The organism is Aquibium oceanicum, assembly GCF_001889605.1.
Classification (GTDB): Bacteria; Pseudomonadota; Alphaproteobacteria; order Rhizobiales; family Rhizobiaceae; genus Aquibium; species Aquibium oceanicum.
Genome location: NZ_CP018171.1, coordinates 3,672,293 through 3,697,117, shown reverse-complemented (window position 1 = coordinate 3,697,117; position 24,825 = coordinate 3,672,293). Strand labels below are relative to the sequence as shown.

Here is a 24,825-nt window from a genome sequence, read left to right as displayed (position 1 = left end):
CGCTGCCAAGGCCCTCTCGATTGGTGGCCGGGGGAGCAAGATGTGCGAAAGTGCATAGCCCTGCCGGGCGGAGCAACGCTTGGCGCGCGAAGGCGCGGAGTTTGCGGCCGAATGTGCAACAAAATGCATCAATGGTGTTGTATGGCGACCATTCAAGCTTGCCTGTCCCCGGCATGTCCTGCATGATATCGCATGTCGCGTGGAGGAGATTGCGCGGCATGCCAGCACGGACTTGATCGGGGAGGATCCGAGTTGAACCCAGCGAACGGCAACGCCGCGGCCTATTTCGTCGACCGGCACGTCGCGGAGGGCAGGGGAGGCAAGCCTGCCTTCGTGGAATGCGGGCAGAGCGGGCGGACCCTCAGCTACGGCGACCTCATGACCGAGGCCGGCCGCATGGGCGATCTCTATCGCCTCCACGGCATCGAGCAGGAGAACCGCGCGGCGATGATCGTGCTCGACCAGATCGAGTTCCCGATCATCTTCTGGGGCAGCCTCAAGGCAGGCGTCGTTCCCGTGCCGCTCAACACGCTGCTGTCGCCCGACTATTACGAAATCATCCTCAACGACAGCCGCGCGCGGGCGCTGTTCGTCTCGGCCGAACTTCTGCCGACCGTCGCGCCGATCCTGCCGCGCCTGCCGCACCTGAAGAAGGTCTTCGTCGTCGGCGGTGAGGCGGGCGAGCATCTGTCGTTTGCCGACGAACTCGCCGCGGGCAACCCCGGCGGGACCGTGGAAGCCGGAGCGGACGAATGCGCCTTCTGGCTCTATTCGTCCGGTTCCACCGGCCGGCCGAAGGGCGTGCGCCACGTCCACGGCAGCCTCAAGGCCACTTCCGACACCTTTGGCGCACTGGTGCTTGGGACGCGGGAAGACGACGTCGTGCTTTCGGCGGCAAAGCTCTTCTTCGCCTACGGCCTCGGCAACGCGATGACCTTCCCGATGGCGGTGGGCGCCACTGCAGCGCTCTTCCGCGGGCGGCCGACGCCAGCCGACATGTTTCTGGCCATGGCCGAGGTGCGCCCGACGGTCTTTTGCGGCGTGCCGACGCTCTATGCCGGCATGGTGGCGCACATGGCGCAGAACGAGCCGAAGGGGCTGGACCGGCTTCGTATCTGCGTGTCGGCCGGCGAGGCGCTTCCGGCGGAGATCGGCAACAAGTGGAAGGCCGGTACCGGCACCGATATCCTGGACGGCGTCGGCTCCACCGAGATGCTTCACATTTTCCTCTCCAACGCGCCGGGCAGCGTCGTCTACGGCACGTCGGGCGTCGCGGTGCCCGGATACGAGGTCCGCCTCGTCGACGAAAGCGGCAGGGAAGTCGCCGACGGCGAGGTGGGCGAACTTCTCGTCAACGGACCGTCGGCGGCGGAGAATTACTGGAACCAGCGCGACAAGAGCCGCTCCACCTTCGAGGGCCACTGGACGCGCACGGGCGACAAGTACGAGCGCACGGCCGAGGGCCGCTACGTCTATTGCGGCCGCACTGACGACATGTTCAAGGTCTCCGGCATCTGGGTCTCGCCCTTCGAGGTCGAGCAGGCGCTGGTCTCGCATCCCGACGTGCTGGAGGCCGCCGTCGTGGCGCACAGGGACGAGACCGGATTGGAAAAGCCGCGCGCCTTCGTGGTGCTGAAGAACGGTGCTGGGGGCGACGGGCTCGCCGATGCGCTCCGGGAGCACGTCAAGGCAAAGGTCGGCGCCTGGAAGTATCCGCGCTGGATCGACATCGTGCCCGACCTGCCGAAAACGGCCACGGGCAAGGTCCAGCGGTTCAAGCTCAGGGAAGGGGCCTGACGCCATGTGGAAAGACGGCGAGAGCGTGATGTTCCGGGCCGATGGCGGCTGGCTCGAAGGCAAGTGCCACGGACCTTCGCCCGACACCGCGCCGACCATCATGATGCTGCACGAGGGCCTCGGCTGCGTCGACCTCTGGCGCGACTTCCCACGAAAGCTCGCCGAGGCGACGCGCTACGGGGTCTTCACATACTCCCGGCGCGGCTACGGTGCGTCCGATCCGGCGGCGCTGCCTCGGCCGGTCGACTACATGACGCGCGAAGCCGTCGAAGTGCTGCCGGAAGTGCTGGGCGCGATCGGCTTCACTGAAGGCATCCTGCTCGGCCATTCCGACGGCGCCTCGATCGCGGCGATCTATGCCGGTTCGATCCAGGACCACCGGGTGAGGGGGCTGGTGCTGATGGCGCCGCACTTCTTCACCGAACCGATGGGGCTGTCGGCGATCGCGAAGGCGCGCGAGGCATACGAGACCGGCGACCTCAGGGCGCGGCTGTCGAAGTACCACGCCAATGTCGACAACGCCTTCCGCGGCTGGAACGACGCCTGGCTCGATCCGGCCTTCGAGCACTGGAACATCGAGGAGGTCATCGCCTACATCCGCGTCCCCGTGCTGGCGATCCAGGGCGTGCAGGACCAGTACGGAACGGCGGCCCAGATCGCGGCTCTGAAGGAGCAGAGCTACAATCCCGTCGACGTCGCGATGCTCGAGAATTGCGGCCACGCCCCCTTCGTCGAGCAGCCGGACAGGACGTTGGCGCTGCTCACCGAGTTCGTCGAACGACTCGACCGCATCGAGGCGGCAGAGCCCGAGGCAGCGTGAGGTGGCGCAGGCCGCCTGTCCGGCGGGCGATCTACCGCTCCCCGCCGCGCCCTACATCCCCGGCCGCACCGCGCGCCCGACCTCCGGGGCCTTCATGGAAATCGCCGACCGCGCGCCGGCAACGACCGATCCCGATCTCTGGCGCGACAACGAGGCGTGGCTCTGCGGCTTCACGCTCTACCGCGCCGGCTTCTTCTGGGAGACGCACGAGGTGTGGGAGCCGGTCTGGATGGGTACCCGCCCCAACAGCGCCGAGCGGCAGATGATGCAGGGGCTGATCCAGCTGGCGAACGGTTGCCTCAAGCTCGCGATGCATCGCCCCAAGGCGGCCCTGCGCCTGGTGCGCGAAGCCCATCAGCGTCTCGGCGACGCCCGCAGCGGCGGCGCGGATCGGCTTATGGGCCTCGATCCGGCGTCGGCCCACGAGGCCATCGGCGCATTCCTCGCCACCGCCGATACCTGGCCGGGGCGGGGGCCGGACGAGATTCTTCTCGGGCGGCCGCAGCTTGAGATCAACGACAATGCATTTTAATGCATATACTTGGCCGTTTCGAGCCAATAAGGACGCTGAGTTCCGCGTGAACCGCGCAATTGATGGCTGGCATCGCGCACCATAGTGCACTATGGTGCCGCCATTCGACGACCCAGGGAGCATAGAGTGGCCAAGGCAATCGATTTCCAGACGGACCCGTCGAAGTACCGTCACTGGAAGATCCGCTACGAGGGTGAGGTCGCGCATCTCCTCATGGACGTCGACGAGACCGGCGGCCTGTTCGAGGGCTACGAGCTGAAGCTCAACTCCTACGATCTCGGCGTCGACATCGAACTGGCCGACATTGTCCAGCGCATGCGCTTCGAGCATCCCGAGGTGAAAGTCGTCGTCCTGCAGTCGGGAAAGGAACGCGTCTTCTGCGCCGGGGCCAACATCCGCATGCTCGGCGGCGCGGCGCATTCCCACAAGGTGAACTTCTGCAAGTTCACCAACGAGACCCGCAACACCTTCGAGGCGGCGGGCCGCGAGTCGGGGCAGTTCTACATTTGCGCCGTGCGCGGCGCCTGCGCCGGCGGAGGCTACGAATTGGCGCTCGCCTGCGACCACATCATCCTGACCGACGACGGCTCGTCCTCGGTCTCGCTTCCCGAAGTGCCGCTGCTCGCCGTGCTGCCCGGCACCGGCGGTCTCACCCGCGTCACCGACAAGCGCAAGGTGCGCCGCGACCACGCCGACGTGTTCTGCTCCACCGAGGAGGGCGTGCGCGGCAAGCGCGCCAAGGAGTGGAAGCTGGTCGACGACGTCGTGGCCAACACGAAGTTCGACGAGACCGTGGCGCAGCGCGCGAAGGAGTTCGCGGCCAAATCGAACCGGCCCTCGGATGCGAAGGGCATCTCGCTCATCCCCCTCGACCGCACGTTCGGCGAGGACGGCTCCGTCACCTATTCCAGCGTCGAGGTCGAGATCGACCGCGAGAAGCGCATCGCCCGGGTCACCATCCACGGTCCGACAGATGCCGCGCCAGCCTCGCTCGATGCCCTTGCCGAACAGGGCGCGTCCACCTGGATGCTGCGCGTGGCGCGCGAACTCGACGACGCGGTCCTGCACCTGCGCAACAACGAACCGGAGACCGGCGTCATCGTCTTCCGCGCCCAGGGCGATCCGCAGTTCGTCGCGGCGCACGAACGGTTCCTTTTGGAAAACCGGGAGAACTGGCTCGCCAGCGAGATGCTGCTCTACTTCAAGCGCGTCCTGAAGCGCGTCGACCTGACCTCGCGTTCGCTGGTGGCGCTGGTCGAGCCCGGCTCCTGCTTCGCCGGCCCACTCGCCGAACTCCTCTTCGCCGTCGACCGCTCCTACATGGCCGAGGGCGATTTCGAGGGCGACAACCGTCCGGTCGCGACCATCACGCTGACCGACGGCAATTTCGGCTCCTACCCGATGTCCAACGAGCTGACGCGGCTTCAGACCCGCTTCCTCGGCGAGCCGCAAAAGGTCGACGAGACGAAGGAGCGCACCGGCGAGGCGCTGGAGGCGTTCGACGCCAACGAGCTCGGCCTCGTCACCTTCTGCTTCGACGACATCGACTGGGAGGACGAGGTGCGCATCTTCCTCGAGGAACGCGCTTCCTTCTCGCCCGACGCGCTCACCGGCATGGAAGCGAACCTGCGCTTCGCCGGCCCCGAAACCATGGAAACCCGCATCTTCGGCCGCCTCACCGCCTGGCAGAACTGGATCTTCCAGCGCCCCAACGCCGTCGGCGAAAAGGGCGCCCTGCAGCGCTACGGCACCGGCGTGCGGGGCGAGTTCGATATGAAGAGAGTGTGAGCGAGGCAGTCGGCAGTCGGCAGTTGGCAGTCGCAAGAAGCCAATCGCCACGAGACCGATCGGTACTCTTCAACTGACTGCCGACTGCCGACTGCCGATTGCCGACAAACTGCCCGCCACCCGGAGGACCCCACCCATGCTCGACCTGATCAACGTCTCCTACGACACCCAGATTCCCAACAATGTCGGGCTCTCCTCCGACAAGCGCGTCCTGAAGGCGCTGGAGAAGTGGCATCCGGGCTACATCAACTGGTGGAACGACCTCATCCCGCGCAATTTCCAGGAATCGCTGGTCTACCTGCGCACGGCGATCTCGGTCGATCCCAAGGGCTGGGCGAAGTTCGACTACGTGAAGATGCCGGAATACCGCTGGGGCATCCTGCTCGCCCCGCAGGTGGAGGACCGCAAGATCCCGTGCGGGGAGCATGTCGGCCAGCCGGCCTGGCAGGAGGTGCCGGGCGAATACCGCAACATGTTGAAGCGCCTGATCGTCATCCAGGGCGACACCGAGCCGGCCTCGGTCGAGCAGCAGCGCCATCTCGGCAAGACCGCACCCTCCCTCTACGACATGCGCAACCTGTTCCAGGTCAACGTCGAGGAAGGCCGGCACCTGTGGGCCATGGTCTACTTGCTGCAGAAGTACTTCGGCGCCGACGGCCGCGAGGAGGCCGACGACCTCCTGCGCCGCTCGTCGGGTTCGGAGGAGGCGCCGCGTATGCTCGGCGCCTTCAACGAGGCGACGCCCGACTGGCTCTCCTTCTTCATGTTCACCTATTTCACCGACCGCGACGGCAAGATGCAGCTGGAATCGCTCGCCCAGTCGGGCTTCGACCCGCTGTCGCGCACCTGCCGCTTCATGCTGACGGAGGAGGCGCACCACATGTTCGTCGGCGAGACCGGCGTCGGCCGGGTCATCCAGCGCACCTGCGAGGCGATGAAGGAGGCCGGCATCGAGGACCCGAACGATATCGACGCGGTGCGAGCGCTGGGCGTCACCGACCTGCCGACGATCCAGAAGAAGCTCAACCTGCACTACACGCTGTCGCTCGACCTGTTCGGCTCGGAAATCTCGACCAACGCGGCCAACGCCTTCAACGCCGGCATCAAGGGCCGCTACCAGGAAATCAAGATCGACGACGACCACCGCCTGCAGAGCTCGACCTATCCGGTGGTGCAACTCGTCGACGGCAAGGTCGTCACGGTCGACGTGCCGGCGCTCTCGGCCATCAACATGCGGCTCAGGGACGACTACGTCACCGACGCGGCCGGCGGCGTGAAGCGCTGGAACGCCATGATCGCCAAGATCGGCGTCCCCTTCGAACTGAAGCTCCCGCATCCCGGCTTCCACCGCCAGATCGGCGTCTTCGGCGCCATCAGGATGACGCCTGATGGCGAGGTGATCTCCGATGCCGAATGGGAAAAGCGCAAGGACGAGTGGCTGCCGACCACGGCCGACGGCGACTACATCGCTTCGCTCATGCAGCCCGTGTGGGAGCCCGGCAAGTTCGCCGGCTGGATCGCCCCGCCGCGCATGGGCATCGACAACAAGCCTGGCGACTTCGAATACGTCCAGCTGCACATGGCCTGAGTGATACCCATGGTTTCCATCGCCGTCGACCTTGCCAACGTCCCAGGCACCGAAGCGGCCCTCGGCTGGGCCGGTTCCCACACGCTGGTGGCCGATCGCCCCGCCGGGAAGGCCGGCGGCATGGGGCTCGGCTTCAATGGCGGCCAGCTTCTGGCGCTGGCGATCGGCGGCTGCTTCGCCAACGACCTTCGCTACGTTGCGCATGCGAAGGGCATCGCGCTCGGCAGGATCGCGGTCGGCGTCACCCTCGACCTCGACGGAGAGCCGCTGATCGTGACGGGCGCGCGCATGACTGTTACCTGCGAGACCATCGACGGCTCGGACCCCCGCCCGGTGATCGAGGCAGCGAAGGCGGACAGCACCGTCAGCAATTCCGTCATCCGGGGCTTTCCGGTCTCGATCGAGAGCACCTGAGGCAGTGTCATGAACGCACCCGTTAAGCAGCACCTGATCGATCCGGAGATCTGCATCCGCTGCCACACCTGCGAGGAGGCATGCCCGATCGGCGCCATCACGCATGACGACAACAACGTCGTGGTCGACGCCTCGATCTGCAATTTCTGCATGGACTGCATCTCGCCGTGCCCCACGGGCTCGATCGACAACTGGCGCGTGGTGACGACCCCCTATTCGCTCGAAGAACAGCTGTCCTGGATGGAATTGCCCGAGCAGGCGGAGCTGTCGCCTGCGGGCGAGGGCACCGGCCCGGCGATCGAGGCGCTGGACGACGAGGTCGCGGCACTGCTCGCCGAAGCGCACAAGGGCGCGGGCGGCGCGGCCAAGGCTCCCGCGTCTGCCTCCAAGCCGAGCGTCAACCTGTTCTCCACCGCGCACCCGGCGATCGCCACGGTGCAAGGCAACTATCGCCTGACCGCCGAGGATGCCGATTCGGACGTGCGCCACATCATCCTCGATCTCGGCAACACTTCCTTCCCGGTGCTCGAAGGCCAGAGTGTCGGCATCGCGCCGCCGGGCACCGACGCCAATGGCCGGCCGCACCGCATGCGGCTCTATTCGATCTCCTCGCCGCGCGACGGCGAGCGGCCGAACACCAACAACCTGTCGCTGACCGTCAAGCGCGAGCCGAACGGCATCGCCTCCAACTATGTCTGCGACCTGAAGCGCGGCGACGAGGTGAAGCTGACCGGGCCGTTCGGCTCGACATTCCTCATGCCCAACGATCCGCAGGCCAACGTGCTGATGATCTGCACCGGCACCGGTTCGGCGCCCTTCCGCGGCTTCACCATGCGCCGCCAGCGCACCGTCAGCGGTCCCTCGGGCGGCATGACGCTGATCTTCGGCGCCCGCTCGCCCAGTTCGCTGCCCTATTTCGGCCCGCTGAAGAAGGTGCCCGACACGCTGCTGGCAAAACATCTCGTGTTCAGCCGCGTCGAGGGCGCGCCCAAGGAATATGTCCAGGACCGCATGCGGGCGCAGAAGGATCACATCGCCGCGCTGCTCGCGTCCGAAAACACTCATGTCTACGTCTGCGGCCTGAAGGCCATGGAGATCGGCGTCGAGAGCGCCTTCGAGGACATAGCCCGCGGCGCCGGCATGAACTGGAAAACGCTGCGCGACGCCATGCGCGCTTCGGGCCGCTACCACCTCGAAACCTACTGATCCCCCCGCGCGCGATATTGCACAAGCCTCCGCAATATGCATTATAATGCATAATAGTTGAGCGGATAGCGGTGGCATGGACGAAATCGTCGGTTTCGATGGCAGGGCGAGTGCGCCGGAAACGGCGCCGGCCGATGACGCCGCCAATGCCGCCCTGCTGGCCATGGTCGGCGATCGCGTCCGCACCGCGCGGTCGCGAAAGGGCCTGTCGCGCAAGCGGCTCGCCGAGACTTCCGGTGTCTCGCAACGCTATCTGGCGCAACTCGAGGCGGGCGAAGGCAACATCTCCATCGTGCTCCTGCGCCGCGTCGCCGAAGCGCTCGACCACCGGATCGAGTGGCTAGTCGGTGCCGATGACCCCTGGAACTCCGACATCATGACCGTCATGGCGCTCTACCGCGGCGCCACCGCCGAGCAGCGCCAGCGCGTGCTCGAAATCCTCGATCCGGAGCACCCCAGCCTGCGGCGCGGTCGTCGCATCGCGATGATCGGCCTGCGCGGCGCGGGCAAGTCGACGCTGGGGCGCATGGCGGCGGACGCACTCGGGCTGCCCTTCCTCGAACTCAACGTCGAGATCGAGCAGGCGAGCGGCATGCCGGTCAACGAGGTCATGGCGCTCTACGGCCAGGAGGGCTACCGTCGGCTGGAACGCCAGTCGGTCGAGCGCATCGCCGCCACCAGCGAGGCACTGGTGCTGGCGGTGGCCGGCGGCATCGTCTCGGAGCCGGAGACCTTCAACCACCTCCTGCGGCACTACCACACGATCTGGCTGAAGGCGCGGCCCGAGGAGCACATGGGCCGCGTCCGCGCCCAGGGCGACACCCGCCCCATGGCCGGCAACCCCGCCGCCATGGATGACCTCCGCACCATCCTCACCAGCCGCGAGGCGCTCTACGCCCAGGCCGGCATACACGTCGACACCTCCGCCCGCACCCCCAACGAAAGCCTCGCCGACGTACTTTCCGCCGTCCGCGAGCGCGGGATTTTGGGGTAGGGGCAAAGAATATACCCCCTTGTCTTGAGGTTGGAGCGCGCTCCACCGGCTTCCCTCGTCCTGAGGTGCGAGTCCGCACGATTTTGTCAATTCATTGCGGACCTCGGCGGGGCGAGCCTCGAAGGACGTACCCAGTTGGGCCGTCCGGTGCGTACTTCGAGGCTCGCCCGGCGACGCCCGTACTTATGTGGCGCAGATCGTGAGGGCTCGCACCTCAGGATGAGGAAGTCCGATGAAACGCACGGCTGGTCCGGCGCTTCATGGATCTGCCCGACGCGAGAGCAATGATCGGTGCCGGCTATCCGTCCGTCGCTCTACGTCGTCGGTATCTCCTCACGATCGGCGTACGAGAGAGATAGGCCTTGATGTACGGATCGTCCTTGTCCCAGGTTTCGTCGATATCCTGGCGGTTCCTAATCATGCGGCCGACCGCGATGTCGCGCTCGATCCGAGCAAGTCGGAATCCGGTGGATTCCCGCGAGTACGTCCGTTCGACTTCATCGAAGGATTGGTCGCTACAAATCGCCATCCAGAGGATCGCTTTCGCTCTAACGGTTACGCATGGATCACCAAGCCGTTGAGCCACTACGGGCACCGCACCGGGTTCATCCATCAGATAACTGAGAATGTATTCCATGACGGCGGAGCGCATATGCTCGTAGTCTGATTTGTGAAGATCAACAATGTAATGCTCAATTTCCGGCAATCTTCCGCGGCATTCCGCTATGAGGTAAGTCGCGTACTGCATGTCGGCAAAAATGTCGGATCGGATCGCCTCGACGAGTTGCGCATGGTAACGCCTGTCCTGCATCAGCCGCACGGCATCTTCCCATGCGCTATTGCCGGCATCTTCCTTTGATTTTGTCGAGATATATTCTGCTTTAAATGGGTTGTTCAATCTCTCACAACAAGTCTTGCGCTTGTGCGTTCATCTGAATTCCACGAGGCAATATCGAGAAGTCGATGGCATAGCAAGAATACTTTGAGGAAGCCGCATATTCAAGGCGGATCGCCTTTGCCCTACTCCACGAACACCCGCACACTCGCCGCCCGTCCCGCCGCGTCGATAACCGTCAGGGTGGAAAATCCGGCGCCGTCCGGCGTCCACGAGCCGGTGCGCCGCCGCGCCGAGACCGGCACGGGCTTACCGTTGGCCAGCCAGCGGAAGGGGGCGCGGCCGCCGTTGAGCTTGAGCGCCAGCGGTATGGTGCTGCCTCTTGTTAGGCCGAGATCGACCCGCGCGCCGGCGGGCGGGAAGACGATCTCCGGCGCCGGCTCGGTCGGGGCGCCGGCCACCAGCGCCTGCTCGGGCGGGGCGAAGCGGCGCAGCGAGAAGGGCAGTTCGGTGCGCGACAGCCGCACCGCGCCGGCCGGCGCGCGGGGCAGGGGCTCGATGCCGAGGCCGGATTTGGAGAAGGCTTCGAAGATGATGGGCGCGGCAGCGAGATATCCGGTCAGGCCCGGCACCGAGCCGCCGTCCGGCCGGCCGACCCAGACGCCGAGCACATGGCGCCCGTCGTAGCCGACCGACCAGGCGTCGCGAAAGCCGTAGGAGGTGCCGGTCTTGTAGGCGATGCGGAGGCGCGGCGCGCCCTGCGGCGGCGCGACGCCCGACAGCATGTCGGCCACCTGCCACACCGCCTGCCGCGACAGGATGGCATCCGGAAGGGCTGTGGGTCTTTCGTCGGGGAAGAAACGTAGCGGCGACACGCGGCCGCCGTTCGCGAGCCCGGTGTAGAGCTGCACCAGCTGTTCCAGCGTCAGGCCCGCGCCGCCAAGCCCGATCGCCAGCCCCGGCGTCTCGCCGCGCGGCAGGGCCGGGACGACGTCGCCGCGCTTCAGCCGCGATACCAGCCGCACCGGCCCGACCGCGTCGAGCAGCCGGATCGCCGGTACGTTGAGCGACAGCTGCAGCGCCTGGCGGATGGTCACGTCGCCTTGGTAGTCCATGTCGAAGTTCTTCGGCCGGTAGCCGGAAAAGTTCGCCGGCCGGTCCTCGATCATCGTCTCCTGCATGACCAGCCCATCCTCGACCGCCAACCCGTAGATGAAGGGCTTCAGCGTCGAGCCGGGCGAGCGCTGCGCGCGCGCCATGTCGATCCAACCGGCGCGGCGCGGCTCGAAATAGTCGGCCGAGCCGACCTTGGCGAGCAACTCGCCGGTCTGCGCGTCCGCCAGTACCATGGCGACCGACACCTTCGGGCCGATGCGCGCGGCGGCGTCGCTCGCCACCTTCTCCAGCGCCTCCTGGACGCCGCGATCGATGGTCACCTGGTGGCGCGTCGCCTGCGGGTCGCGGCGCAGCGCTTCGTCGGCGACATGGGCCGCGAGGCCCGGCAGGTGGCGGCGCAGGCCCGACACCGCCTCCGCCGAGGCGCGCTCCACTTCGCTTTCGATGATCACGCCGGCCTCGGCCATGCGGGCGAGCACGCGGTCACGCGCCGCTTTCGCGGCCTTCCGGTGCCGGTCGGGCCGGCGCGCCTCGGGCGACTGCGGCAGGGCCACCAGCAGCGCCGCCTCGGGCAGCGTCAGCCGGTTGGGTTCCTTGCCGAACCAGGCGAGACTGGCTGCGCGCACCCCTTCCAGATTGCCGCCATAGGGCGCCATCGTCAGGTAGCGCTGCAGGATCTCGTCCTTGGAAAGCCTGCGCTCGATCTGCAGCGCGCGCGCCGCCTGCCGCAGCTTGGCGCCCAGGCTCCGCTCCTCGCGCGGCTCGATCAGCCGCGCCAGCTGCATGGTGATGGTCGACCCGCCCGACACGATCCGCCCGTTGGTTATGAGCTGCCATGCTGCGCGCAGCACGGCGACCGGATCGACGCCGTGATGGCTCCAGAAGCGCTGATCCTCGTAGGCGACCAGCATCGTCTTGAACTGCGGATCGAGCGCCTTCAGGTCCGCCGCCAGCCGCCAGCGGCCATCGCCGGTCGCATAGGCGCGCAGGAGCGCACCGTCGCGGTCGACGACCTCGGTGGAGATCGCGGCGGCCTGGTCGAGCGGGGGAGGGTATGCGCGGTCGAGACGGTCGAGCGTGAAGAGGGAGGCGGTAGCGGTCAGTGCGATGATCACCACAACGGTTCCTAGACCGCGGACCAATCGCCGGATCTTGGGCTGTGGAACGATCCGACCCCCACCCCTAACTCCTCCCCTCGAGGGGGAGGGGAATCCGCTCCGTTGGGTTTCAATCCCCGTGGATGTCTCGGCGTGTGCAAGAACAGTATCCCCCTCCCCCTTGAGGGGAGGGGTTAGGGGTGGGGGTAGGGTGTTCGACGCTTGTGGAAGCGTCGTGCTGGTGTCCCCATTACCCTCAAGGGCTGGCGGTTCGGATCCCGACGTGCTCACAGGCGCGACGCGTGGCTCATTCGCCCCGCACCTCCATCAGCCCCGTCGCCGTGCGGGCCGAAAGCTCCGGACGGTACATGTCTTCCACGCTGGCCGCCGGGTGCATGAAGACGCCGGGCGTCACGGCGCGCACGACATAGGCGAGCGTGATATCGCGGGCGTCGCCTTCCTCGCGGTTGAAGGCCGCGATGAAGCGGTCGTCGCGGAACTCGGTGTGCACGGCGCTGGTCTGGCCGAGCCATTCAAAATTCGCCAGGGCCGCACTGTCGACCAGGCGCGGATTGTCGATCTCGAAGCCGGCCGGAAGCAGGTCGGAAACGAGGATGCGCGAGGGCCAGGCGTTGGCCTCGTTCACCTTCAGCACCACCACGTAGCGCTCGTTCTGCCTCGCCTGCGTGACGTTCGCCTGCTGGCCGTCGAGCGTGTAGTAGGTCCGTTCGATCGTGAAGCCCTGGCCGCCGGCCGGCAGCGGCTGCTCGGGGGCGGCGACCGTGGTGACGATCGCGTCGACCGGCTCGGCGCCGCGGTTGACGACAGTGAAGGGATTTTCGGTCACTTCCGACCCCTCCATGCGCTTCGTGAACGCGCCCTGGTGGGGAGTCCCCGCGACCTCGAGCCGGATGTCGTCGCTGGACTGCTGCACCGCGCGGGCGGCGAGCAGCATCCAGGCCTCGTCCTGCGTGCTGAGATGGCGCGTCTGCTGGCGCACGTCGGCGACGTACTGGACCATGTTCGGGATCAGCGCCGGCTCCGGCCGGCTTTCGGTGGCCAGCGCCAGCATGGCCGCCCCGTCGCGCAGCTTCGAACCATAGTCGCTGCGCGCCGTGTAGCCGCCGGCGGTCTGCTGCGCAAGCCGGAAGGCCGAGGCGAAGGTGCTCTCGGCACGCGCGGGATCGCCGTAAAGCGCCAGGCTCGCGGCGAGCTGGGCGCGCGACAGGGGGCTCGCGAACTGGTCGATCTGCGTATCGGAATAATAGCGCAGGTCGCCGGCCGAAGCCTTCCTGTTGCGGGCGAGCACGTAGAGCGAATAAGCGATCTCGTTGCCATTGCTCTCGATGTTGACGTCGTAGGCGAGAGAGTTCTGCAGGTTCATCAGCGCCTGCGACATCGCCTGCTCGGGTACCTCATAGTCGAGTTCGCGCGCCCGGGTCAGGAAGTCGGTGACGTAGGAATCGAGCCAAAGATCGCCCGAGCCGGGACCCCAGAGGCCGAAGCTGCCGGAGGAGGATTGGTAGGCGAGCACCCGCTCGATGGCGTCCTGCACGCGCTTGCGCAGTTCGGGATCGTCCTCCATGCCGGAGGTCTTGGAAAGTTCGCTGACATAGAGCAGCGGCAGCGCCCGGCTGGTGGTCTGCTCGGCGCAGCCGTAAGGATAGCGGTCGAGCGACATCAAGAGCGCCGGCACGTCGAAGGCCGTCATGCGCGACACGTTGACCGCTACCGACGCGCCCTGCGGGATCGAAGAGGCCAGAAGTTCGCCGTCGATCCTCAGGCTGCCGCCGTTGGCCGCGAGCGTCACCGTCTGGCGCGTGGTGACCGGCATCACGCCGGGCCGTACCGGCAGGGTCTGGGTGCGGTTCACCGTCAGCCCGGAGGCGTGGGTGAGCGCGATTGTGATCTCGCCGATACCGGGGGTATCCGCCGTCAGCGGGATCGAAAGCTCGGTCTTGCCGCCGGCGGGCAGGCTGACCGTTTCCGGTACGCCGCCTTCGGTCGGCAGCAGTGCGCCGCCGGTCGAAACGGCGAGCTGGTAGTCGCCGGCCGGGCCGTCGGTGTTGGCGATCTCCAGAAGCAGCCGTGCCTGGTCGCTCGGCGCCATGAAGCGCGGCAGGCTTGCGGTCACCACGACCGGGTCGCGCACGATCACGTCCTTCGAGGCGCTGCCGGTGCCGTCCTTCGACCACGCCACCGCCATGACGCGGACCGTGCCGTTGAACTGCGGGATGTCGAAGGCGGCGCTGGCACGGCCTTCGTCGTCCACCTTCAGGATGCCGGAGAAGAAGGCGACGAGCTTCTCGGTCGGCGGGTTGCCCTGCGGGGCCATCGCGCCGCCGTCGCCACCGGTCCTGAGCCGCCCGAAGGCGCCCTGCGAACCGTCGATCAGGCGGCCGTAGAGGTCGCGCATCTCCAGTCCCAGCCGGCGCTGGCCAAAGTACCACTTCGTCGGGTCCGGCGCCTCGTAGCGGGTGAGGTTGAGGATGCCGACGTCGACCGCGGCGATGGTGACATAGGCTTCCTCGCCCGGCTGCAGGCCGCTGACGGAGACGGGCAGCACCAGCGGCTGCCGAGGCTCGGTCTTTTCCGGCGCCTCGATCGAGACCGAGAGCTTGCGCTCGCCGGGATCGACCTTGAGCCATTTCAGCCCGATGGCGCGCATGGGCAGGCGCGATTCCTGCGCCTCGCCGGGGCGGAACACGGTCGCCATGACATAGGCGCCGGCACCGAGCTCCTCGGTCACCGGGATGTCGATGGTCGTGCCGCCCTCTGGCACGGTGGCGGTGATGGTCGATAGCAGGCTCTCAGCGCCGGTCGTCACCAGCACCTCGCCGGCGAAGCGCGGCGATATCTTCAGCTTGGCGGTCTCGCCGACGGAATAGGAATCCTTGTCGAGCGCGACCTCCAGCCCGTCCGGCGTCTCCGTGGAGCTCGCCTCGACGTACCAGCCCGCCTCGAACTCGACGCTGGTCGCCGGTCCGTTCGGATCTCCGGTCTCGATCTCCATGCGGTAGCGGCCCCAGTCGACGGACACGGAGATCATCGGTTCGGCGGTCGCGGAAGCGTCCACCGTGCCGTCCTCGACCATGGTGGTCGAGGTGATCGGCTCGTAGTCCCAGCTGTTGCCGTTGCGATACCACTGGTAGTGCCGCTCCAGCTTGATCAGCGACCAGCGGACGTCCTTCATCTCGACGCGGTCGCCGGCCGGATCGACGGCGATGACGCGGAAGTTGGCCGTGCCGCCTTCGGGCACCGATCCGCCCTCGAATTCGGGCTTCAGGCCGAGCATGTCGCTTTCGGGCGTGATCTCGATGTCGATGGAGCGCTCGACCGCGCGTCCGCCGGCTTCCACCAGCCGCACCGAGGCTTCGGCCATCAGGAACTGGGTCGTGGAGGGCACCGCGTCGACGGCGACCTCGAACTCTGCCTTGCCGTCCGCGCCGGTCTGCGGCAGCTCCTGGAGCGTCGTGCGCGTGTCCTCGACGTCCTCCTCGTCCTCCAGCCCGAAATAGTAGCCCGGGAACTCTTCCCATTCGCGGGTGCGAGAGACGGTGAGCTGGCCTTCGAGCGACAGGCCCTCGGCCGGCGCGCCGTATAGATAGCGCCCGTCGACGGTGAGCGTCGCCTGCTCGCCGACGGCCACCTCGTCCTTGTCGCTGGTCAGGTCGAACTCGATCCGGTCGGGAACGAAGTCCTCGACCAGGAAGGTCTTTTCCGCGATTGCCGCCGCTTTCGGGTCGGCATGGATGCGGACCATCCAGGTGCCGCGCATGGCGTTGGCCGACAGGTCGAGATCGACCGCGTGTCCGCCGAGCTCGGCGCCGGAGGAGACGACGCGGCGATCCTCCACGCCGTCGGGGCGCTGGAAGATGAAGGTCAGCGGCAGGTCGTCGACGGCCTCGGCCTCCGTGTCGCGGTTCAGCGCGGCGGCGTGGACCGTCTCGCCGGCACGGTAGATGCCGCGCTCGGTCCAGGCGTAGACGTCCAGCGGACCAGGGGAGGCGCGGCCCTCGACGCCGCGGTCGGACAGGTCGAAGCCGGAGCGCGTCATGTCGAGGAAGACGAAATCGTCGCCGTCGCCGCTCGCCATGATCACGGCGGGCGCGAGACCGCTGTCGCCGCGCATCAGGCCGGCGTCGAACACGGCGCGTCCGTCGACGTCGGTGGTCGCGGTACCGAGCAGCTCGTTGTTGCGGGCGACGAGCTTCAGCTCGAGGCCGGCTTTCGGCTTCGCTGTGTCCAGCGAGCGGGCGAAGACCGACAGGCCGTCATTGCCGGCAAAGGTGACGAGGCCGATGTCGGAGATAACGAACCATTGCGTGGCACGGGAGTCCCAGCTTTCGCGCCGGTCGCCCTCGGGCGTGGCGGTCATCACGTAGACGCCGGGCTTGCGCTCGGGGATCGCCTCGTCGACCGGGAAGGCGGTGACCACCTCCTCGTTGAGTTCGGACTTGATGTCGAGCGAGCCCTTGAAGACGGGCTCGCCGAGGTCGTCGGCGATGCTGCCGATCTCGTAGGCGTCGAGTTGCCGCAGGAACTGCGACTGCGTGAGCAGGCGCGACAGCGAGCGGTCGCCGATCCGGTAGAGCGCGATGTCGGCCTTGTCGGTGTTCACCGAGACCACGGGGATGCCGCGGCGGGCGCTGTTGGGCAGCACGAAATTATCGCCGGTGAAGCGCAGCGAGGGCGAGCGGTCCCGGATGTAGATGTCCAGTGCGACGGGCTCGCCGATTACCTCGCCGATGGCGGCGGGAAGGCCCTGGCGGATGACGATGCGGTAGCGACCGCCATGCTCCAGTCCCTCGACGCAGAGCTCGCGATCGCCCTTTTCGACGGCGGTGGTGGGGGCGTTGTCGACGCTGACGAACTGCGCGTAGTCGATGCCGCTCTTGGCCAGTTCCTCGGAGAACTGGACGCAGACGCGCGGGCTGGCATTATCGGAATCGACCGTGTGCTCGATGACGCGGAAGCCCCACTGGCTCTTCAGGTCGGCGTAGCGTTGCAAGGTCTCTACCGAGGTCACCAGGGCGATGCTGCGTTCCAATGCGGTGATCGCCGGCCGGTGCATGCTGCGCTTTTCCAGCGCCTCGGCCAGCGCGTTCAGCGCGTTGGCGCGCTCCGTGGCGGTGCGCGAGAGACGGTAGCCGTTGATCGCGGCGCTGGTGCCGGCGCGCTGGAAATAGTAGCTGCTCTCGCCGCCGCCGGGCACCACGGCGTTCGCCGCCTCGGCGAGCCCGGTCCACAGAGCGGTGTCGTCCGGCAGGATCGTCAGCGCATTGGTGTAGTTCAGCATCGCGGCGCGCGGGTCGTTGTTGTCCATCGCGTTCTGCGCGGCATCGACCAGCGACACCAGGCCGGCACCTCCGGCCGAGGCCTTGGAAAGGAGGTCCTGGCGCCAGGAGCGGGCGTCGTCGAGAACGTAGGACGCGACGAACGACAGCTCCGGCGGAGCGCCGATGTCCGGCTCGCCGCTCAGGTCGACCACCTTGCCGGCGACCGCGCCGGGGAAGGTGTTCAGCGTGTTGTAATCGGATTTGAGGAAGCACCATTGCGCGCGGGTGTTGTGGGTGAAGGCGCGGCAGGAAGGGTCGCCGAGGCAGGCCGACTTGCACTGGTCGAGCGACATGTTCTGCTCGGTCCGGAGATCGAAGCCGAAATAGTCGCCGTCCTGAGTGGTGACGATCTGGCGGGCCTCCTGGGCCAGGGTGCCCGTGGCCGTGCCGAGCAGGGCGGCAAGGATGACGGCGATGACACGGAATGCGCGCATGAAATTGTTCCTCCGGAGCCCTTTGCCGTAGCAAGGGCCTGTTTCAGGACTGTGGCGTCCTGTGCCTGCCCGCGTGACACTACACGGTTCCGGCCGCGTGTGCTGCCGATGTCACCAAAGCCGATTGCGGCATGTGCGCCGAACCTCACCCAGGGGCAGGCAAGCGCGAGATTGCGCCTAAAATGCGGAGAGCTTGACCTCGACCTTCTTCAGGTATGCCGCGCGGGAGCTGGGCGTCGACTGGTCCATGCGGTAGTGCGCAAGGAACAGGGTCTTGCAGCGCCAGCCGCACAGCGCCCGGATGCCGCGCAGAATGGTCCGCCGGCCGGGATGGCCGACGACATGCGACCACCAGAGCGGCGCGCCGCAGGTCGTGACCACCGCGATCTTGCGGACATGGGTGAGGAGCGGCCGGATCTTGCCGCCTTTCTTGTCGAGTTTGAAGACGACGTCGAGCGCCCAGACCCGGTCGAGCCAGCCCTTCAGCATGGCCGGCAGCCCGTACCACCACGTCGGATAGACGAAGACGATCGCTTCCGCCCAGCCGAGCGCCTCGATGTGGGGGCCGAGTGTGGGATCGGTCGGGGCGCGGTCGTTGTAGGTGCGGCGCTCCTCGCAGCCCATGACGGGATCGAACTTTTCCGCGTAGAGATCGATCAGCCGCGTCTCGTGGCCCGCGCGCTTCAATGCCCGAAGAGCGGTGTCGCGCAAAGCCGCGCAGAAGCTCTCCGGAACCGGATGGCAGTGGACGACGAGCACCCGCATCAGAAGGCGTCCATCGCCCTTGCGACCTTGTCCATGAAGCGCTTGCGGCTGGCGTCGGTCGAACGGTTCATGTCGTAGTGGGCGAGGTACTGGACCGGCGCGCCGGGCCTCACGGTGACGCGCAGGTGGCGCCGGATGAGCTTGCGCGGCGGGTCGCCCATCAGCCAGGCGCGCAGACGGTCGCCGCCATAGGTGGTGACGGCCGCAACTTTGGAAATGTTGTGCAGCGAGGGCTGCGCCTTGCCGTCCACCATCGCGAAGGAGACGCCGGGCAGGAAGACGCGGTCGAAATAGCCTTTCAGGATCGCGGGATAGCCGAAGTTCCAGACCGGGTAGCACATGACCAGCGCATTGGCGGACCGCAACCGCTCCACGTGCGGCCTCACGCGCGAAACGTTGCGGTCGAGGTCGTGATAGTCGAGCCGTTCCTCCCGCGACAGGCGCGGGTCGAAATCCTCGGCATAGAGGTCGCAGTCGTCCACCTCGTGCCCCTTCGCCACCAGCCGCTCGACGATCAGCCGGTGAAGTGCGGCGTTGAAGCTCGTTTCCACCGGGTGGGCGTGGAGGAGGAGGATTCTCATGGCGATCAGGGACGAGCGACCATCAAGGCTCAGGACGCCCTCTGCAGACGGGGAAAGAGGAACGGCTTGTCGGAGCGGTAGTCGTAGTCGGGGTTCTCCCAGGCTATCATCTTGCCTGGGTTGAGCAGGCCTTTTGGGTCGGCCTCGCGCTTGAAGGCGAGCTGGACCTCGTCGGTCTGCTTCATGCCGCCTTCCTCCAGCGTGTAGCGGTGCGGATTGAAGATAGGGCAGCCGTTCTCCTCGTGCAGCCGGATGATCTCCTCCAGCCTCTCCGCCGTCGAATAGCGGATCATCGGCAGGCCGAAGCAGGTGATGTCGCCGTCGAAGCGCACGAACTCCAGATGCCCGATCATCTCGTCGGGGATCATGGCGTGGATCTTCGCCACGAGGTCGATCTGATTGGGGAATGGGTAGAGCACCTGGAGATAGGTGATTGCCGAATCGACCCGCAGTGCCCTCAGCGTCGTGTGGTTCCACGAGAGCTCCGTCACGGGCGGCAGGCCCTTGGTCTCCTCCGGGCCCGCATCGGCGGCATCGAAGACGACTTCGCCGCCGGCGCGCTCGGTGAAGGCGCGGAAGGCATCGAGCGACTGCGGCGCGACCATGACCAGGCAGACGCTCTGCCCCTCCCGCAGGAATTTCTGGTGCCGCTTGAAATAGTCGAAGGGGGCAGGGGCGGCGATGGGCGAGATCAGCTTGGTGAGAATGCCGTCCTGACGCGCCAGCGCGTTGCCGTAGCGGGCGGCGTCCATGAAGCTCTCGAAGCCGACGATCACGTCCACCCACTCGTAGGCGGCGGTCAGCGGCATCTCCACTTCGGTGATGATGCCGTTGGTGCCGTAGGCATGGGTGACCTTGTGCAGTTCCTCGCCGGTGAGTTCGAGCACGCGCGGCTCTTCCTCCATGGTCACCACGCGCAGCCGCAGGATGTTGCCGAGGTCGCGCAGGCCACCCCAGCGGATGGAGCCGATGCCGCCCGACCCCCCGGCCACGAAGCCGCCGATGGAGGCGGTCTGGTAGGTCGAGGGCGACAGACGAAGCTCCTGGCCCGAATGAGCGCGCGTGGCGCGGTCGATCTGGGCCAGCACCGCCCCCGGCTCGCAGACCACCCGGCCCGGCGCGATCTCCCTGACGGCGCTCATCTCAGCGAGGTTCAGGATTACGCCGCCCGAGAGCGGCATGGCCTGGCCGTAGTTGCCCGTACCGGTGCCGCGCGGCGTAACCGGGATGCCGAGCCGGCAGCATGCCGAAAGCACCCGGATCACCTCGGCCTCGTCGTTTGGCGAGACCACGATGTCGGCCGTAATGTGATCGAGTTGCTCCTTCAAGACCGGCGAATACCAGAAGAAATCCCGACTCTTCTGCTTCACGACGGCCGGATTCTCCTCGATCCGGATGCCATCGATTTCGGTTTTGAGCGCTTCGATATCCATCAGTTCCTAACCTACGACGGTGTCGAGTTCGGAATAGTCCGGCACGGCGGCCTCGATCGCGCGGCCATCTCGCACGACGATGCGGCCACTTTCGGGCCGCGACAGCAGTTCGGTCCAGCTCCGCCCCCGGAAGACGACGAGATCGGCAGCGCCGCCCACGGCGAGCCTTCCCGCATCCTGCAACCGCATGATGTCGGCCGGCGTCGCCGCCACCGTCCTGGGCCAGTCGGCGACCGGATGATCGAAATGCAGGGTGCGGGTCGCCATGCGGTAGACCTCCAGCATGTCGAGGTCGCCATAGGCATAGAACGGATCGCGCGTGTTGTCCGAGGCGACGGCGACGGGGATGCCGCGGGCCTTCATCTCATGCAGCAGCGTCACCCCGCGCCAGCGCGGCGTCGTGCCGTCGAAGCGGCGGTCCTGGAGATACATGTTGCACATAGGCAGCGACACGACGGCCACGCCCGCCCGGGCGACCTTGTCCAGCGTGTCGAGCACGTCCGCATCCGGCTGGCGCGCCAGCGAGCAGCAGTGGCCGACGAGGATTTTTCCTTCGAAACGATGTTCCAGCGCCTTTTCGGCGATCTTCTTCAGGGAGATGGCCGAGACGTCGTCGGTCTCGTCGGCGTGGAAATCGAGGTCTAGGCCGCGTTCGATGGCGGTCTCGAAGACCCGGTCGAGCAGCGGCTCTAGCTCGGGCACCATGTAGGTCACGGCGCCGAGCATGCCGCGCGCGGCGGCGACGCGGCCGGCGAGATCCGCGAACCAGTCCGTCTCGCGCACCCCGTCGATGCCGAGCAGGCAGACGGCCTGGAGGTCGATACGGCCCGCCCAGCGCTCGCGCATCGACTCGAACACCGGCCAGGAGATCGTCTCCTGCGGAGAAATCGAATCAAGATGGGTGCGTATCGCCTTGGTTCCGTGCGCGAATGCGCATTTCAGGGCGAACTCCATGCGCGCCTCGACGTCCGCCGCCGACCAGTTCGCCGCCCGGTCGGCGCCGACCGCCTCCAGCGCGCCCATGAAGGAGCCGTCGGGATTGCGCCTGCGCGGCCAGATGTGGCCCTTGTCCAGATGGGTGTGGCAGTCGACGAAGCAGGGGAACACGATGCGGCCGGCGAGATCGACCGCGCGCGGCGGGACCGGCTTGTCCCGTCGCGGCGCGATGCCGGTGATCTTCCCGTCGGCGATGGCGATATCGACAAGAGCGAAGCCATCCTCGTCGGTCGCGCCGATGTCGGCGGTGGTCAATGAGAAATGCACGCGGGCATTGGCCAGCACGTACCAACCGGAGGAGGGGAGGTCGAGTTGCGATGTCATCAACGCTCCTGCTTCAGCGCGCTCTCGTGCCAGCGCCGCAGGATCAGGTGGGAGATCCACGAGAGGACGAGGAAGATGACGATGCCCGTGGCCGAGATCAGGATCAACGCCGCGAAAAGCCGCGGCGCGTTCAGGCGGTAGCCGGCCTCGATGATGCGCGAGGCGAGCCCCGAGGACTGGCCTGCCGCACCGGCGACGAACTCGGCCACCACCGCGCCGATGAGCGCCAGGCCGCCCGCGATCTTCAGGCCGCCGAGGAAGTAGGGCATGGCGGACGGGAGCCTGAGCAGCCACAGTTCCTGCCAGCGGCTGGCGCCGTTGAGCCGGAAGAGGTCGCGCAAATTGCGGTCGGCGGAGTTCAGCCCCAGCGTGGTGTTGGACAGGATCGGGAAGAAGGCGACTATCCAGGCGCAGAGCAGCAGCTTGGCGGTCTGGTTGTCGACGTAGATGTTGATCAGCGGGAAGATCGCGACGATCGGCGTCACCTGCAGCACCACCGCGAAGGGGAAGAAGGACATCTCCACCCATTTCGACTGCGTGAAGAGCACGGCGAGGCCGACACCGCCGAAGACGGCGAGCGCCAGGCCGAGGAAGGTGATGCGCAGCGTGACGAGCAGCGAGGAGAACAACAGCGCGCGGTCGTCGATCAGCGACTGGAGCACAAGTCCCGGTCGCGGCAGGATGTAGTGCGGGATCTCGTTCCAGACGCAGATGCGGTCCCAGGCGAGGATGGCCGCGAGCATGATCGCCAGCGGCAGGACCCATTTGCCGATGCGCTCCAGCCGCTCGGTGCGGGCGCGGCGCGCCTCTTCCGCGTCGAGCATCGTGGCCGGACGGCTCTCCTCAACGGCCGCCATGCGCGGCTCCGGATTCGTGGGTGGCGTTGATCGCGGACAGAAGCGCCTCGGAGGCTTCCCGGCATAAGGCTGCGTATTCCGGCGAGGTGCGGAAGCGCTCGTCGCGGGGGTAGGGCGCGCCGACCTCCAGTTCGTCGTGCACCCGGCCGGGCCTGGCTGCCATGACGACGATGCGGTTCGACAGGAACACGCTCTCGAAGACGCTGTGGGTGACGAAGACGACGGTGAAGCGCTGGTCGCGCCACAGGTCCAGGAGGTCGTCGTTGAGCTTGAAGCGGGTGATCTCGTCGAGCGCGGCGAAGGGCTCGTCCATGAGGAGCACGCGCGGCTTCGTCACCAGTCCGCGGGCGATCGAGACGCGCATCTTCATGCCGCCGGAGAGTTCGCGGGGCACGGCCTCCTCGAAGCCCGACAGGTGCACGCGCTCCAGAAGCTCGCGGATCGCCGGTGCCGCCTCGCGGCGCGAGACGCCGCGCAATCGCAGCGGCAGCCAGACATTGTCGAAGACGCTCGCCCAGGGCATCAGCGTCGGCTCCTGGAAGACGAAGCCGACGTCGTTGGGGCCGATGCCCTCGCGCTGCCATTCGAGCCGGCCGGTGGTAGGCGAGGAGAGGCCAGCGACGATCCGCAGCGCCGTCGACTTGCCGCAGCCGGACGGCCCGAGCAGGCTCACGAAATCCCCCTCGCGGATCGCGAGGTCGACGCCGCGCAGCGCCGTGACCCCGTTCGAGAAGGACTTGCCGACGCCGCGCAGGCGAAGCAGCGGGGCGTCGGGTGCTTCCGCCGGCAACGGTCGCTCTTCTTCTATCCGGGCGATCACCTCGGGCACGGCCGGTCCTTCGGGTCGTCGATGCGCAGGCTGGCCGAAGCCACTACTTCTTCAGGTCCATCCCGACGCCCTTGTTGACGAAGTCGAGCGTGTAGGACTTCTTGATGTCGAGCCCGTCGGCGACGACCTTGGCGTTGACCATCTTGGCGTAGAAGTCGGCGATCTTTTCGTCGGTCATGGCGCCGATGCCCTTTTCCTCCGCCTCGCCGGAATCGACGATGCCGAACTTCTTCATCTGGTCGATGGAGAAGGCGATCTGCTCGTCGGTCATGTCCGGATTGTCCGCCTTGATGAGCTCGTTGGCGGCGGCGTTGTCGTTGTAGAGATAATTGTACCAGCCCTTGGCCGAGCCATCGACGAAGCACTGCACGGCCTCGGGCCGCTCGTCGATCGTCTTCTGCATGGTCTCGATGGTGGTCGCATAGGTGGTGAAGCCGAAATCGGCGAGCAGGAACTGGTTCGGCTCGAAGCCGCCCTCGCGCTCGATGGCGAAGGGCTCGGAGGTCACGTAGCCCTGCTGCACGGATTTCGGGTTGGCGATGAAAGGCGCGGGGTTGAAGGTGTAGGGCACCCGCTTGGCCGCGTCGAAGCCGAACTCCGCGATCATCCACTGGAAGTAGCTCTGGAAGCCCTCGTCGCCGAGGATGTACTGGTCGGCCTCCTTCAGGCTCTCCCAGGTGTCGAGCCCCTGGCCCGGATGGCTCATCAGGACCTGCGGCTCCTTCTGGAAGGTCGCGGCGACGACCCTGAGCGGAATGTCCTGCTCGACGGCCGAGAAGGCCTGCAGCATGTTGCCGCCCATGTAGAAGTCGATCTTGCCGGCGAGCAGCAGAGGCCGGCCGGAGACCTGCGGCCCGCCCTGCATGATCTCTACGTCCAGCCCGCATTCGGCATAGGTGCCGTCGGCCACGGCCTGGTAATAGCCGCCATGCTCGGCCTGGGCGAGCCAGTTGGTGGCGAAGACGACCTTTTCTGCGGCATGCGCGACCGCGGGTGAGAGCGCCAGGACGGCGATGGCGGCGACGGCGGAACGGAACCTTCTATGCATGACACGACCCCTTTATTCTTCGAACCCGCCAT

The 24,825-nt window shown here is 66.9% G+C and carries 18 protein-coding genes; 8 read left to right on the top strand and 10 right to left on the bottom strand.

What is annotated here, in order from left to right:
• The first annotated feature begins 252 nt into the window (after positions 1 to 252).
• From BSQ44_RS18060 to BSQ44_RS18025, 8 genes are all read left to right on the top strand, one after another.
• The gene (locus BSQ44_RS18060) at positions 253 to 1,797 is read left to right on the top strand and encodes a benzoate-CoA ligase family protein (RefSeq protein WP_072606530.1); all 1,545 of its coding nucleotides are present in this window, start codon (positions 253 to 255) and stop codon (positions 1,795 to 1,797) included.
• A 4-nt stretch (positions 1,798 to 1,801) separates the two neighbouring features.
• Entirely contained in the window at positions 1,802 to 2,617 is an 816-nt protein-coding gene (locus BSQ44_RS18055) for an alpha/beta fold hydrolase (protein WP_072606529.1), read from the top strand.
• 1 nt (position 2,618) lies between these two features.
• Complete coding sequence (locus BSQ44_RS18050; protein WP_072606528.1) at positions 2,619 to 3,149, top strand: DUF309 domain-containing protein; 531 nt, start codon at positions 2,619 to 2,621, stop codon at positions 3,147 to 3,149.
• A gap of 126 nt (positions 3,150 to 3,275) precedes the next feature.
• Positions 3,276 to 4,937 carry a 2,3-epoxybenzoyl-CoA dihydrolase gene (gene boxC / locus BSQ44_RS18045; protein ID WP_072606527.1) on the top strand — a complete coding sequence of 554 codons (1,662 nt, stop codon included), beginning with the start codon at positions 3,276 to 3,278 and terminating at the stop codon, positions 4,935 to 4,937.
• A 136-nt stretch (positions 4,938 to 5,073) separates the two neighbouring features.
• Entirely contained in the window at positions 5,074 to 6,525 is a 1,452-nt protein-coding gene (boxB, locus tag BSQ44_RS18040; RefSeq protein WP_072606526.1) for a benzoyl-CoA 2,3-epoxidase subunit BoxB, read from the top strand.
• A gap of 9 nt (positions 6,526 to 6,534) precedes the next feature.
• The gene (locus tag BSQ44_RS18035) at positions 6,535 to 6,939 is read left to right on the top strand and encodes an OsmC family protein (RefSeq protein WP_072606525.1); all 405 of its coding nucleotides are present in this window, start codon (positions 6,535 to 6,537) and stop codon (positions 6,937 to 6,939) included.
• A gap of 9 nt (positions 6,940 to 6,948) precedes the next feature.
• Complete coding sequence (boxA, locus tag BSQ44_RS18030; protein WP_072606524.1) at positions 6,949 to 8,145, top strand: benzoyl-CoA 2,3-epoxidase subunit BoxA; 1,197 nt, start codon at positions 6,949 to 6,951, stop codon at positions 8,143 to 8,145.
• Positions 8,146 to 8,308: 163 nt separating this feature from the next.
• Complete coding sequence (locus BSQ44_RS18025) at positions 8,309 to 9,139, top strand: helix-turn-helix transcriptional regulator (protein ID WP_235633436.1); 831 nt, start codon at positions 8,309 to 8,311, stop codon at positions 9,137 to 9,139.
• A gap of 298 nt (positions 9,140 to 9,437) precedes the next feature.
• On the opposite strand, the gene BSQ44_RS18020 is transcribed toward BSQ44_RS18025, so the two are convergent.
• The 10 genes from BSQ44_RS18020 to BSQ44_RS17975 all read right to left on the bottom strand — a co-directional run bounded on the left by BSQ44_RS18020 (position 9,438) and on the right by BSQ44_RS17975 (position 24,793).
• Positions 9,438 to 10,037, bottom strand: a complete 600-nt coding sequence (locus BSQ44_RS18020; protein ID WP_157894629.1) for a hypothetical protein — start codon at positions 10,035 to 10,037, stop codon at positions 9,438 to 9,440.
• A 122-nt stretch (positions 10,038 to 10,159) separates the two neighbouring features.
• Entirely contained in the window at positions 10,160 to 12,208 is a 2,049-nt protein-coding gene (gene pbpC, locus BSQ44_RS18015) for a penicillin-binding protein 1C (RefSeq protein ID WP_072606521.1), read from the bottom strand.
• 286 nt (positions 12,209 to 12,494) lie between these two features.
• Positions 12,495 to 17,960, bottom strand: a complete 5,466-nt coding sequence (locus tag BSQ44_RS18010) for an alpha-2-macroglobulin family protein (RefSeq protein WP_072606520.1) — start codon at positions 17,958 to 17,960, stop codon at positions 12,495 to 12,497.
• Between the two features lie 177 nt (positions 17,961 to 18,137).
• Positions 18,138 to 18,725 (bottom strand): NAD(P)H-dependent oxidoreductase, encoded by a 588-nt coding sequence (locus BSQ44_RS18005; RefSeq protein ID WP_072606519.1) that lies wholly within the window; start codon positions 18,723 to 18,725, stop codon positions 18,138 to 18,140.
• Positions 18,725 to 19,306, bottom strand: coding sequence for an NAD(P)H-dependent oxidoreductase (locus BSQ44_RS18000; RefSeq protein WP_072606518.1), 582 nt, complete (start codon positions 19,304 to 19,306; stop codon positions 18,725 to 18,727). Before BSQ44_RS18000 ends, BSQ44_RS18005 begins: the two co-directional genes overlap by 1 nt.
• 29 nt (positions 19,307 to 19,335) lie before the next feature.
• Complete coding sequence (locus tag BSQ44_RS17995; RefSeq protein ID WP_072606517.1) at positions 19,336 to 20,739, bottom strand: FAD-binding oxidoreductase; 1,404 nt, start codon at positions 20,737 to 20,739, stop codon at positions 19,336 to 19,338.
• Between the two features lie 6 nt (positions 20,740 to 20,745).
• Entirely contained in the window at positions 20,746 to 22,059 is a 1,314-nt protein-coding gene (locus BSQ44_RS17990; RefSeq protein WP_072606516.1) for a cytosine deaminase, read from the bottom strand.
• Positions 22,059 to 22,916 (bottom strand): ABC transporter permease, encoded by an 858-nt coding sequence (locus tag BSQ44_RS17985; RefSeq protein WP_072606515.1) that lies wholly within the window; start codon positions 22,914 to 22,916, stop codon positions 22,059 to 22,061. Before BSQ44_RS17985 ends, BSQ44_RS17990 begins: the two co-directional genes overlap by 1 nt.
• A complete protein-coding gene (locus tag BSQ44_RS17980) occupies positions 22,903 to 23,736 on the bottom strand; it encodes an ABC transporter ATP-binding protein (RefSeq protein ID WP_235633435.1) in 834 nt (277 codons plus the stop codon). The genes BSQ44_RS17985 and BSQ44_RS17980 overlap by 14 nt, the downstream gene beginning before the upstream one ends.
• 52 nt (positions 23,737 to 23,788) lie before the next feature.
• Positions 23,789 to 24,793 carry an ABC transporter substrate-binding protein gene (locus tag BSQ44_RS17975; RefSeq protein WP_072606514.1) on the bottom strand — a complete coding sequence of 335 codons (1,005 nt, stop codon included), beginning with the start codon at positions 24,791 to 24,793 and terminating at the stop codon, positions 23,789 to 23,791.
• Between the last annotated feature and the right edge of the window lie 32 nt (positions 24,794 to 24,825).